The sequence below is a fragment of the Dickeya oryzae genome, from assembly GCF_009372235.1.
In the GTDB taxonomy this organism is placed as follows: Bacteria; Pseudomonadota; Gammaproteobacteria; order Enterobacterales; family Enterobacteriaceae; genus Dickeya; species Dickeya oryzae.
The window spans coordinates 306,288-319,640 of record NZ_ML762920.1; the positions used below are offsets into that span (position 1 = coordinate 306,288).

Below are 13,353 nucleotides of genomic sequence, written 5' to 3' on the forward strand. Positions count from 1 at the left end.
AATTTAAACGGGTACCAGTTCCTGTTTATCCTGGTATAAAAACTACCTGTCTGTCACGTTCCCCCATCTGGAGATTGCTATGGTTATGCCGACACCCGTTCCTGCTGCTGACTCCCGGGTTACGCCACTACAACCGGATAACCGTAAACGGCTGGGGGCGTTTTTACGCGCACGGCGTGAAAGCCTTGACCCGCTGCGCCTGGGGCTTTCCATTCCCCGCAAGCGGCGCACGCCGGGGTTGCGCCGTGAGGATGTGGCGCTGCTGGCCGATGTGGGTATCACCTGGTACACCTGGCTGGAGCAAGGCCGTGAGATTCGCGCTTCGGCTAAAACGCTCACGGCGATAGCCAATGCCCTGCAATGCAATGAAGCCGAAACCCGACATCTGTTTATGCTGGCCGGGCTGCCGTTTTCCCCCTCAGCTCAGGCCAGTTGCGAGAAAATCAGCGCCGACAGCCAACGCATTCTCGATCAACTCAACCCGCTTCCGGCGGTTATCGTTAATGCGCGCTTCGTCATCCTGGGGGTTAACCTCACCTGGTGCCGGTTGCTGGATATCGACCTGCATCAGTTGGCACCGGAAGATCGTAACTGCATCTGGCTGGCGCTGACGCACCCGAACTGGCGGGAAAGGATGGTCGATCAGCAGGATTTACTGCCCAATCTGGTGGCGATGTTTCGCGCCCAGATGACCGAGCATGCCGGGGAACCGCTGTGGGAAGCACAGCTACAGCGCTATCTGAACGCTTCGGACGAATTTCGTCAGTTATGGTATCAACGCTACGAGGTGCAAGGCGTGGATGACAAAATCAAACGATTTCGTCATCCCTCGTTGGGTATTTTCACCCTGCGACAAATCAACTGGTGGAGCGCTTCGCGCAGCGGTGACCGGCTACTGGTCTACATGCCTGCCAGCGAGCAGGATAGCGCGCAATTGGCACAGCTGGCGCAACTGCCGCCACCTGGCGATGCACCGCACGCGTCATAAACGCTACCGGTGCGGTGCCCCCGCCAACATGATTGCCAACATGATTAAAGCTGAGCGCTGTCAGCCGGTTTCAGTCGCAGTTGTCGGGTACCGCTACCCGGTAATAACGGTGTCTGCGCTTCGCTTATCCAGCGGTGATACCCATCGAGCCACCAGCGACTGAGCGGATTACCACTCTGCCCACCCGGCAGGCTCAGCGTCGCGCCAGCGTCATCACCCGGCGCTATCACCAGCCGCTCCGACGCGCCAAACGTCGGGCGATTGACGTGTGGCACGTTGTTGTCTCCAGACAGCGGGTATACCGGCGCTTGCAGCAAACGGCCCAGCAACGGCAGTGACGACGCCAGCGGGTGAGCGATGTGGCTCTGATTCTCATCCCCCCAGCGACGGTGGCCCTCGCCGTTATCCCGCCATACCGTTTCCAGTTGTTGTAACGAAAACTGGCACCAGTTCTTCGCCGGTTTCGGTACCCACAAAATGGCCTCATCACGCATGAGCTGTTGTACCGTCATATCCCAGCGCGGGTTAGCCCCCCGGTAACTGGCCTTCGGCCACGCTTGCGACAGTTGTTGATCGAATGTGCCGAACAGGTGTTGGTAAAGCGCCTCACGCCAGCGATTCAGCAACAGGTACGCCACAGAATCGGCCGATGCCTGACCATCCCATTGCTGTAATAACGTTTTGACCGCAGTGTAATCGGCCATCGAGTCAGGCGCAGAGGCATTCATGCACTCCATCAACCGGTCACGCCAGCTGGCCGACAGCAGTGCGCGGTTATCGAGTTGGATCCGGTGCATCGCGGCAATATCTGGCTGGCTGACCTCCCCCAACGCCTGATGAATCGCCGACGCACGCACGCCGGGGTCCGCCCCGCCATCCCCGAGCCGCTCCCCCTGATCATCAAACAGCATACGGTTGTTGGCAGCAACGATGACGCCTTGCGGCGGGTCGATGATTTCTGGATAGGACTCAGGGGGTAATCCTCGTTCACGCCAGCGCGCCTGCGCCAGATCAACCAGGGGGAACGTGTTCTGCCTGCCGGGTATCAGTCGGTCCGGCAGTACGCCAGCCAGCGTCCAGCCGATATGGCCTCGGTTATCCGCCACCAACAGGTTTTGTGCCGGCAGACCGGCGCGCTGCCCCGCAGCCAGCGCATCTGGCACGGAGTGTGTTTCTGCCAGCGACATCAGCGACAGATCCAGCGCGCCCGGCAACTGGAGTACCCAATGCATCGCCATGCGTCCTTGTCCGGTATCAACCACCGGTCCCCAGTCGCTGGTTTGCACGGTCATCGTCTGAGGCTCGCCATGACTGACTGTCAGCGTTTCCTGCACCGTGCGTTGATGGCCTTCCTGAGGGTTTAGTTTCACCCAGTCAAAGGTATCGACATAACTGTTGGTAAAACCCCAGGCAATCACCCCATTACTGCCACTGACGATGGCAGGCGCACCGGGCAGAGAAAATCCGGTCAGGCGCAGTGTGCCCGCCTCCGTCGGGTAAATAAGCTGTGCGCGATACCATATCGTCGGCAGGCTCAAGCCAAGATGCATGTCGTTAGCCAGTATCGCCTTCCCTGCGGTGCTCACCAGCCAGCCATTACTGCCTTTGGCCTGTTCCTGGCCGCCAACTGACGCACCAGTCTTGCCACCAGACTGCCCCCACCACGATGGCGGCGTAGCCGGTTCTTGCGAAAAAGGCGGCAGCTGACCTGCCAACGGCGCATCCCATACGCTGGCATCCGGCAACAAAAAGTCGGCCTGTTCCGGCGTACTCTGGCTGGCAATCCAGCCACGGGCGTACTCCCGACCAAACTGGTTATCCTGCAAATCAAAATACATGGAAGCGATCACCAGCAAGGTGTCTTCCGGCAACCAGACTTGCGGCTTAACGCGTAGCAACCAATATTCAAACGGACGCGTTTTCAGGCTACTCAGCCCGGCATTGACGCCATCGGCATAACTGCGCAAGGTCTGCTGCTGCTCAGCGGGCAATGCCTGCCAGTTTCGGGCCACTTGCTGACGCAACAAGAACAATCGATGCTGCCGGTCCAACGGTAACGCCGCCGCGCCTACCAGCGCCGCCAGTTCTCCTGCGGCATTACGTCTTAGCAAGTCCATCTGGAAGAAGCGGTCTTGCGCATGGACAAACCCCAGCGCGAAGGCGGCTGACTGACGATCGTTAGCCCGGATGACCGGCACACCGGCATCGTCCCGGTCGATCGTCACTGCTGTGTGCAACCCAGGGACACGTAACTCACCGTCTGTCGGGGGTAAACTCTGGCGCAGTAACCACCATACGGTGGCAGCCAGCGCTATCACCAGCACGCCCCCCAGCGACAACGCGCCAACCGTCAGCCTTCGCCAGTTTTTGATACGCACAATCTATTCTCCCGCATTATTCAGGTGAGCGTTAATGACCATAGCGTGGGGCCAAAAACTGTTGCATTATCATTTGTATCATCCTGTATCCGCCAGGCTGATTTTCTGGAGGTGATATGTTCCCACTGCTAACCGAGCGTTTGAGTCTGCGCCCGTTCATGCCTTCTGACGACGTCGCACTATTTGACGCCATCCGTGAATCGATAGAATCCGTAGGACGCTGGCTACCGTGGTGCGTGCCCGATTACGATCTGCCAATGGCACAAAGCTGGATAACCTTTTGCGAACAACTACGTCGTGAAGGCACCGCCTTTGATCTGGTGATCACCGACCGTACTACTGGCGATCTGTTGGGTTCTATCGCCATCAACAATATCAGCAAAGCCTACCGACTCGGCAATATTGGTTATTGGGTTCGCCAGTCTGCACAAGGCCAAGGGGTCGTTCCTGAAGCGCTACGAGAAGTGGTGCCATTCGGTTTCGGTACGCTGGGGCTGACGCGACTGGAAATCATCGCCGCCGAGGAAAACCACGCCAGCCGTCAGGTCGCAAAGAAAATCGGCGCTCATTTCGAAGGGTTGCTGCGAAACCGGATTATTATCCATGACCAGCCGGTCACCGCCGCGTTATATTCGCTTATTCCCGGGGATGTGCTGGCTCATTGATGTTTGTCGGTGTTGATAAAACCTGACGCGACATGCTTACAGAGTTGAGCCATGCTGTGTGTCAAAGAAGAACATCTTTGATAATTGTCAGTGGACAGATTGCAACAGAGTGGAGCTGTCTGTAATCATTCATCTAAATAACTTCGCACATTGATACTTCACCTCTAATTGAGCGAGGCCCGTGATGGGGTACCACCTCCCGCAAGTGTAGCAGTAATATGAGAAACCATTTAGACTCGGGTTTACGGACGATTTGCCTAATCGCTCACGCATCGCTTCTTCAATCAACACTTCAGATTTTTTGGTACAGCTAATTACTTATTATCCTTGTAAGATTTGGCATATAAGTTTGTAAGACCATTAACTTTGTTTTTTCATTATTGGCAGATTTTTTCTGTTTAAACGGCATTTCCTCTGCAAGCATTTATAATACTGCCATCTCGAAGAACTGACTGACAGATAAAATATTCAGTTATTGTTAATAGCGATTTGAACTCACTTTTTGTCGGTGATCATGCTCGGTGTGCTGCGGTGCTAATTGCTTCAGTAACTATCAATAACTGGCCCAGCACCATTCTATTTTCCGATAACAATACAATATCTTTCTCCTAGACATTCAACGTGGAAATTTTCACTATTTGTCACTCCATCACCTTAGATTTATACTATTTTTAAAACTCGCCCACCGGATAACCGTCAAACAAAATCTGATTATTAATAGATATGATATGTATCCATCAGGTTGAAATCACGACATACCCACTATATTTAGTGCTTATCCCCCCCAAAAAAGGATAACTACATGAGTAATTTAGAAAGAATTAATAAAGTAAGAAATTATATCAATGAATACTATGAAAAGATAAAAGGACCAATGGCGCGACAAAAAGAGATTGGTGATCGTCTTGCCAGCAATGCTGTTGATGAGGATAACGAGATAACACCACAACAACAGAAAAATTTCGATGAAGACTTTGCTGAGTTTGATAGAGTCACCAAAGAAATCGATGATGCATTTAAAGAGTATGAGAGCAAAATCAAAAAATTTCGTAGTAAGTAGTAAATAGAAGATTAGTAAAAATCCACCTATTGAAGAGGTGGATTTTTACTTGGCATTACTCGTCCTCATCCCCACCTTTACGGCTACTCAGCCCATATTCCCGCAATTTGTTGGCGATGGCGGTGTGGGAGACGCCAAGCCGTTTGGCCAGCTTACGGGTACTCGGGTAAGTCTGGTAAAGGCGGGTTAATACCGAACGTTCAAAGCGCTTGCTGATATCGTCGAGCGAGCCTTCCAGTAAATCGTCATTGTGGGTGATTTCCGGCTGAAAGGCCGGTAAATCGATATCGTGCAGGCGCAGTTCGCCACCGCCCATTTGCGCCAGTGCGCGATAGATAGTGTTTTTCAACTGACGCACGTTGCCCGGCCAGCCATACTGCGGCAGCAGGTTGCGCACTTCCGGGGCGATAGGCGGACGCGTCATGCCTTGCTCATCAGCAAAGCGGGCGACAAACAGCTCAACTAACGGCATGACATCCGCCGGGCACTCCCGCAGCGGCGGCAGTTGCAACGTCAGCACATTCAGACGGTAGTAGAGGTCTTCACGGAACAGGCCGCGCTGCACCAGGTCAAGCAGGTTTTTCTGTGTCGCGCAGATAACCCGCACATCCACATGCACCTCATGCTCTTCCCCTACCCGGCGAAACGTCCCGTCGTTGAGGAAACGCAACAGTTTAGTCTGCATCTGCGGTGACATTTCACCCACTTCATCCAGCAGTACCGAACCGCCGTTCGCCTGCTCAAAGAAACCTTTCTTGCCTTCCAGCGCGTTGGGGTACGCGCCCGGCGCATGGCCGTAAAGCTCGCTTTCCATCACGTCGTCTGGCAAGGCGGCGCAGTTGAGCGCCAAAAACGGTTTCTTACCGCGGCTACTGCGCAGATGGCAGGCGCGGGCCAGCATATCCTTGCCGGTGCCGGTTTCGCCTACCAGTAACAATGGCGCATCCAGCATCGCCAGCTTGCGCGCCTGTTCCACCACCTGCCGCATGCGTGGGCTCACGGCCACGATATGGTCGAACTCGCGCTCGTCGTTAACGGGGGTATCCTGTAACTGGCGGCCCATGCGGGCGGCAGATTTCAGCATCACCAGTGCGCCGACGACGGTCGGTTTCCCTTTATCGTCTTCCAGGTGAACCGGGGTGACTTCCTGCAGGAAATCCTGACCGCGTAGCACCACGCGGGTAGTTTCCGGCTGGCCGCCCTGCTCTTGCCAGCGGGTGATAGGAGAATCATTGAGCAACTGGCTGATAGTCAGTGTACGGACTTTTTCCTGCGTGAGATCAAACAGGCTAAGGGCTGCCGCGTTGATAAGCTCCACTTTTCCTTTCAGGTCACACGATAAAACTGGCTCAGGCATCGACTCCAGCAATGCATTCAGCGCCCGATGCTCCCGTTCGGATGGCATAAACGCCACGGTACGCACATCACTGACCCCCACGATGCGGCGAATTTCCGTCATCAGTTCACGGAAGGTGTCAAAGCTGAGGGTGGTGAAATTGAGGTAGATACGACCCGCAGGATCAATTTCGATACCGCGCAGGTCGATATGCCGCAATACCAGCAGATCCAGCAATTCACGAGTCAGACCAATGCGGTCTTCACAAAATACTTCCAGACGCATCAATAAAACCTTCTTCTATCAGGTGCGGCAGGGACGAGAGCTGCATCATACCCTTTCACCGCCACCGGATGAAGTGGGGTGTCAGCAAAAGTTGACACCCCGGCAAGTGAATTTCAGGTTTACTTCGCCTTTTCCTCTTCAGGAAACGGTGTTGTCAGCATGGAGACCATAACCCGGATGCCATCGATATAGTTGCCGATACGCATATTCTCATCAGCACCATACGAACTGTTATCCACATTCACCAGTGAGACCACCGCAAACGCGTTTTTCAGCGCGGCCAGTGCGCCGTTAATCGGTGGCGACACCCCCAGCATACGGTTTTTCTCCGGTTCCCCTTTTATCGGTGCCTTCACGCCATCTATCGCCCATTTCGCCAGTGGCGAGGCCATCTGGGTGCGCACCGCAAAGGAGCTGCCTGACGAGGTCATCATGCTCATGGAGATAAGCCGGGCATTATGATTACGTTCCTGCAACGAGGGCGAATCCGAACGAACCACATAGAACCCTTTCGACACCACGTATTTTTTCAGCAGGTCATACAGGTAATCTGGCGATGTTTCAGGCACAGTACGGATATTGATACTGGCGGTCGCGGTTGAGGGAATGGCGTACACCGCCTTACGGCCAGTATCGCCCGCCCGGAACCCAATCACATCCAGCGATGGGTACTGCACAGCTTCCACCGGGTTGGGTGCCATTTTCTCCAGTTGGGTCACCCCATAACGGCTTTCGATCGTGCCCGGCTGCGGGGCCTGCGCGGCCAGTTGCTTATGCTCCTCGTCGGTTAATTTGACCCGATCATAGAAACCAGGCAAGGTCACCCGTCCATCGGCGTCTTTAAGCCCGGCCAGCAAGGTCGCCATCTGTTGCACCGGGTTGATAATCACATTACCGAATGCACCGCTGTGCGCTGCCGGGTCCGGGCCGAAGACCGTCATATCAACCTGTATCGACCCGCGATAACCGAAGGTGATCACCGGTTTGTTATTGGTGTTCACTGCGCCATTGAAAATCACTACGCCGTCGTTTTTAAGCCGGGCGGCATTCTGGTTGACCACCGCCGCCAGGTGTGGCGACCCACGCTCCTCTTCAGAGTCGAGTAACACCTTGATATTGACCGTCGGCGTGATACGGGCGCTTTTAATCGCATCCACGGCTGTCAGGAACATCGAGATAACGCCTTTCCCATCCGACGCGGACCGCCCAAAGACACGCCACTCCGGATCCACACCCGGTTGCATCAGCCGATCGTTGGGCTGCGGCATCCAGATTCCACGAGCATCTTTCATTTTCAGCGTGGGTTTCCAGGGGTCAGACGTCCAGTCAGAAGCGCTGGCGGATTGGCCGTCAAAGTGCATCAGAAACAACACTGTCGGGCGATTGGGCTGGATAGGCCCCCACTCCGCATACAACATCGGGTGTGCGCCGTTAACCAATTGCTGGGTGGTGAATCCGCGCTTTTGAAACGCCTTATCCAGCCAATTGAGGTTACGCTGAATATCAGCGGCGACATCGGTATCGTTACTGAGCGTCAGGCCTTCAAGATATTCGGGAAAGCTGGCCTTAGCGAAATTCAGACCTTCAGTGGGCGTCATGACCCACTGTTGAGCCTGAGCAGTACCTGCCAGCGCCAACGCACCAAGCACACTGACCAACAGGCGTTTTTTGCCACGAAACATTATCAGTATCCTTCCAGCCGGAGGAAAAAAAGAACATCCATCTTCTGGTTATCGGCAGCATCGAACGTCGTGTGAGCGATTTGCCTGCCGGGTTACCCGTTACCCGTCATACTTCGAGTTGCAGGTGTGTTGGCTGCGTTACTCGGCCCATCAATGGGCCTCGCCCTTCGGGCCGCAGCAAGCAGCGTTCAAATCGGCGTATGCCGATTTGTCGTTCACCCGAATCACTTACTTAAGTAAGCTCATCGGGATTCACTCTCTTGCCGCATTACAAGGCTCTAATGAGCCTTGCCCTAAAGGGCCAACGCGTTGCGTTGTTCAACACGCGAGCGTGTTGTCCTGCAACTCGAATTATTTAGGGTACAAATCCATCAGGTTGCCGCACAATGGCAACCTGATGGATAACAAGTATAGATAAACATGCTTCGTGGCAACGCGGGTTACATCAAAACCCGGTTGTTTTCAGGCGGTATTTTTCATAACGGATAGGTAACGACACATCCCTCCCTCAGATATTCTCCAGCCGAATGCCACGGGTTCGCGGGCCAAATACCCCGACGGTGACCACCACGGTTAACATGCTGATGATGATAAACGCCAGCACGCCACTGGTATCGTAGTGTTGTAAAATCAACCCGATGAGCAGACTACTGAACGCGGTAGACAGGCGGCTGAACGAGTAGCAAAAGCCCACGCCGCGGGCGCGAATCGCGGTGGGAAAAACCTCGGTCTGGTAGGCATGATAGCTGATGGTCAGCCAGGCGTTGGAGTAAGCGACCAGAAACCCGCAGACCATCAACCACAGCGGTTGGGTCTGAAAAGCAAACAGGGTACCGCATACCACCGTCATCAGTGACGACAACACAATGTGCCATTTATTTTCGAGTTTCCCGATGTACCAGCAGCACAGTAGCGACCCAAGCGGATAGGCAAGCGTAATAAAAAAGGCGTACAGCAGACTGTGGGTGACGGTGGCTCCCTGCCCTGCCAGCAGCGTCGGCAGCCAGTTACCGAAACCGAAAAAACCGATGGCCTGAAACACATTCATCACCATCAGCATCAGGGTTCGGCGTCGGTAACGCGGCGACCAGATATCACGAAAGCGGCCACGTGATGGGGAGGTGATGACCGACTGCGACGGCGTCAACGCGTCTCCCGGCTGCACACCGCAGCGGTGTTCCATCGCTGTCATCACCTGCTCAGCTTCCCGATAACGCCCGCGTGACAGCAGCCAGCGCGCCGACTCCATCAGATTGCGCCGCAACAACCACACCACCAGCGAACATAGAGCACCGATAATCACCACATAACGCCAGCCAGACAGCCCCCAGAACTGGTGCGGCACCAGCCACCACGACATCAGCGCCACCGCCGGTACCGAGAGAAACTGCATGAAGAATGCCAGCGCAAACGCCCGGTTGCGCAGGTGGGTCGGCATCCATTCAGACAGGTAGGTATCGATGGTCACCAGTTCCACCCCCAGCCCAATACCGACCAAAAAGCGGCACAGGATCACCCCTTGTGCCTGATGCTGGAACGCCATCAGCAACGAGAACGCGCCGTACCACGCCAGCGCAAACATGAATGCGCTGCGACGCCCCAGTTTGTCGGCCTGTGGAGCCAGCACACTGGCCCCGACGAATAAGCCAAGGAAGGTGACGCACGCGAAAGTCGCCTGATCCGATACCCCGAGGAGCCCCGCCTGACCGGCATGGAAGATGTTCTCGTTCATCAGACCGGTGCTGATATACGCCGTCTGAAACAGGTCGTAGAGTTCAAAGAATCCCCCCAGCGACAGCAGCATGATGAAACGCCATAACCCCCACGACGGGGGCAAGGCATCAATACGCGCCGCCAGTATATGGAACGGAAGTGAATGATTGACCGTATAAACCGTCGGCGCACTGCGTTCAGTAAAGCGGGTGTCCATGGCTTGCCCCTGATTGATGATATACCCTTCATACTTCAAGTTGCAGGTGTGTTGGCTGCGTTCGTTCACCCGAATCACTTACCTGAGTAAGCTCATCGGGATTCACTCTCTTGCCGCCTTCCTGCAACTCGAATTATTTAGGGTATAGGTTATCGATAATCACGTTCCGGCAAACCATAGCGGTAATAATTATCATTTATTACTGCTTATAAACGGAATTATTTTCAGAATATAACGGTATAACCGGACGGTAACAGGCGCGTCAGTTTTTCATGAGAGAAATCGATACGTTATCGCCATCATTACCCGTAATGGCGATATATCTGGTTACATCATGCACAACCTGTGGAGGGAAGTCAGTGGGTTGTACCAGGGGGTTATTCCCCCGGTGACGACGGTGTTTTTACCCGCATCCGGCCAATCAGTTCGCGCCGGAAATCGCCTAACCGGGGTTTATCATCCAGCCACGGCAACGGGCGACATAACTCCATGGCGCGGATCCCCAGACGTGCGGTCAGCAACCCAGCCCCCAACCCTTGCGCGGCACGTGCCGACAGGCGAGCGGCCAAGTCCTGCGACATCCAGTCCATGCCGATTTCCCGCACCAGTTCACTGGCACCGGCAAACGCCACATTGAGCAGCACCAGTCGGAACAGGCGAATGCGGCTGAAATAACCCAGCTCGATGCCATACAACCGGGCGATGCGATTGACCAGTCGCAGGTTGCGCCAGGCAATGAACGCCATATCCACCAGCGCCAACGGGCTGACGGCAATCATCAGGGCGGATTCGGCGGCGGAACGGCTAATCTCACGACGCGCCTGCGCATCCAGCACCGGTTGTACCAGACGCGCGTATAACTCCGTCACTTCACGGTCGTTGTGGGTATCCTGTAGCGATGCCTGCCAGCGTTGCAGCGCTGGGTGCCCGGCCTCAAGCCCGGCCTGGCGGGCCAGATGCTCGCAAAATGCCCGCGCTTGCCCGGTGCCGTGACTGTTAAGCAACGCTTGCGCCCGGTCTCGGGTTTCCGCCCGCTGGCGCAGCCGGTACAGCCGACGCCACTCCACCGCCAGCGACCCGACACCCGCGCCAACAATCAGAATACCGGCGGCCACAGCGCCAAGCGCAATCCAGTCCTGGCCGACCCACGCCTGATACAACGCACGTCCGCCCTGCGCCAGCGCACTCAGGCCGAACAACGCCACACCAGCCCCCAGCATGCGCCGCCACAGACTACGACGTGGGCGCAACGCATCACTGACCACCTGCTCCGCCCCTTCGCCGTCATCGGTCTGCGTATCGTCAACGGCGACGGTCGGTGCGAAATGGCGGGCGTCACCGTCATCAAAGGCAACCGAGGGTCGCAACGATGCCGCCGCTGGTTCAATCGGCGTATCGTCAAAGGTGATGCGAGGCTTCAGCGGTTCACTCATCGCAATTTATCTCCCAGTAAAAACTCCATCACCGTATCCATACGAATATGCGGTAGCGGCAGGTCCATCTGCATCTCTTGTGGACGGAACGGCTCAAAGTGGAACCCCTGCTCGCGCCAGAAGGACGGGTCCGGTAGCCGTGCCGGGACGTCACCCGGATACAGGGTAATAGGCTCACCGTCCGCCAGCCGGTTGCCGCGCAAAGCAGGCAACGATTGCCCCTGATGCGACACCACGCCGCTTTGCGTCGCCTGCACGGCCGCAATACCAGCACAGTCGATCTCGATGCCCTCGAACGCCACATTGCGCCAGGCTTCCTGCACCAGTTGCTGCAACAGCGACACCAGGTTGGCGTGCTGGTCGGCGGTAATATGGTCAGACTGGCTGGCGGCAAACATCAGCCGGTCGATACACGGCGAAAATAACCGGCGCAACAGCGTGCGCTTACCGTAATGAAAACTCTGCATCAGTTGAGTCAGCGCCAGTCGCATGTCGTTAAACGACTGCACGCCATGATTGAGCGATTGCAGGCAATCCACCAGTACGATTTGCCGGTCAAAGCGGACAAAGTGCTGGCGATAGAACTCACGCACAACATGCTGGCAGTAGTATTCAAAGCGGCGGCGCAACATCCCGATCACCGTGTGTTCGCCTGCCTGAGCCAGCGCAGCGTCCAGTCGCTCGTCGGGCTGGGGCCAGGGGAAGAACTGCAATACCGGCGCACCGGCCAAATCGCCCGGCAACACAAAACGCCCCGGCTGAATGAAGTGCAATCCTTCCTGCTTACAGCGCAACAGGTAGTCGGTGTACGCCTGGGCGATCGCCGCCAGTTGGTTTTCATCGGCGGGGGCCAGTGGGTCAAGCCCTTCACACAGCGCCAGAAAGGGCTGCGCCCAGCGTAGTCTATCCCCCTGCAACAGGGTGGACATCTGCCGGGACCAGTCGGCGTAGCTTTGCTCCAGCAGCGGTAAATCCAACAGCCATTCACCGGGATAATCAACGATTTCCAGATACAGCGTGGCGGTATCACGAAAGTGACGCAACAGGCTGTCGCGGGAGCGGTAGCGCAGTGCCAGCCGGATTTCACTCACCCCACGCGTCGGCGTCGGCCAGGCAGGTGGCACGCCGTATAACGAGGCCATGCCTTCGTCATACGCAAACCGGGGAATAGCCAAATCCCGCTGCGGGATACGACGAGCCCCCAACAAACGGTTTTCGCGCACCACCGAAAACAGCGGCAACCGTGCGCCATGCTGCGCGTTCAACAGTTGATTGACCAGTGAGGTAATAAACGCCGTTTTGCCGCTGCGGCTCAGGCCAGTAACGGCCAGCCGCAGGTGACGATCGGCGCTGCGATTGACCAGCGCGCTGAACTCGTTCTGTAAGCGGCTAACATGATGGGAATAAGCCATGACACTCCTGTTGGTTGTCCTGCCATATGATCGTCCTGCCATATCCGGCCACCGTCGTGTTACCTGTCAATTACGAAAAACCGAACAAACAGCACAAGCACAAACAATAGTGCGACGGTGCGAAAAACGGTGAGCAGAATTCGATGCCTGCGCCGCGAATCCTGCTCAGAAGATCAGGCCAGCC

The 13,353-nt window shown here is 55.8% G+C and carries 9 protein-coding genes; 3 read left to right on the top strand and 6 right to left on the bottom strand.

Annotation, left to right across the window (positions count from 1 at the left end; genetic code table 11):
* Window positions 1–79: 79 nt before the first annotated feature.
* Window positions 80–988 carry a helix-turn-helix transcriptional regulator gene (locus FAZ14_RS01335; RefSeq protein WP_016942454.1) on the top strand — a complete coding sequence of 303 codons (909 nt, stop codon included), beginning with the start codon at window positions 80–82 and terminating at the stop codon, window positions 986–988.
* A 44-nt stretch (window positions 989–1,032) separates the two neighbouring features.
* On the opposite strand, the gene FAZ14_RS01340 is transcribed toward FAZ14_RS01335, so the two are convergent.
* Complete coding sequence (locus FAZ14_RS01340) at window positions 1,033–3,366, bottom strand: penicillin acylase family protein (protein ID WP_153507934.1); 2,334 nt, start codon at window positions 3,364–3,366, stop codon at window positions 1,033–1,035.
* Window positions 3,367–3,482: 116 nt separating this feature from the next.
* Here FAZ14_RS01340 and FAZ14_RS01345 point away from each other — a divergent pair, with 116 nt between their 5' ends.
* Together FAZ14_RS01345 and FAZ14_RS01350 are read left to right on the top strand one after the other, a co-directional pair.
* Complete coding sequence (locus FAZ14_RS01345; protein ID WP_023640051.1) at window positions 3,483–4,031, top strand: GNAT family N-acetyltransferase; 549 nt, start codon at window positions 3,483–3,485, stop codon at window positions 4,029–4,031.
* Window positions 4,032–4,833: 802 nt separating this feature from the next.
* Entirely contained in the window at window positions 4,834–5,091 is a 258-nt protein-coding gene (locus FAZ14_RS01350) for a hypothetical protein (protein WP_153507935.1), read from the top strand.
* A gap of 55 nt (window positions 5,092–5,146) precedes the next feature.
* Here the strand turns inward: FAZ14_RS01350 and tyrR are convergent, their stop codons facing one another.
* From tyrR to FAZ14_RS01375, 5 genes are all read right to left on the bottom strand, one after another.
* The gene (tyrR, locus tag FAZ14_RS01355) at window positions 5,147–6,712 is read right to left on the bottom strand and encodes a transcriptional regulator TyrR (protein ID WP_016942458.1); all 1,566 of its coding nucleotides are present in this window, start codon (window positions 6,710–6,712) and stop codon (window positions 5,147–5,149) included.
* A 119-nt stretch (window positions 6,713–6,831) separates the two neighbouring features.
* Window positions 6,832–8,394 carry a M20/M25/M40 family metallo-hydrolase gene (locus FAZ14_RS01360; protein WP_016942459.1) on the bottom strand — a complete coding sequence of 521 codons (1,563 nt, stop codon included), beginning with the start codon at window positions 8,392–8,394 and terminating at the stop codon, window positions 6,832–6,834.
* A gap of 508 nt (window positions 8,395–8,902) precedes the next feature.
* Window positions 8,903–10,198, bottom strand: coding sequence for an MFS transporter (locus FAZ14_RS01365; RefSeq protein WP_016942461.1), 1,296 nt, complete (start codon window positions 10,196–10,198; stop codon window positions 8,903–8,905).
* 503 nt (window positions 10,199–10,701) lie between these two features.
* Window positions 10,702–11,757 (bottom strand): TIGR01620 family protein, encoded by a 1,056-nt coding sequence (locus FAZ14_RS01370; RefSeq protein WP_153507936.1) that lies wholly within the window; start codon window positions 11,755–11,757, stop codon window positions 10,702–10,704.
* Complete coding sequence (locus FAZ14_RS01375) at window positions 11,754–13,169, bottom strand: YcjX family GTP-binding protein (RefSeq protein WP_038904048.1); 1,416 nt, start codon at window positions 13,167–13,169, stop codon at window positions 11,754–11,756. Before FAZ14_RS01375 ends, FAZ14_RS01370 begins: the two co-directional genes overlap by 4 nt.
* Window positions 13,170–13,353 lie beyond the last annotated feature (184 nt).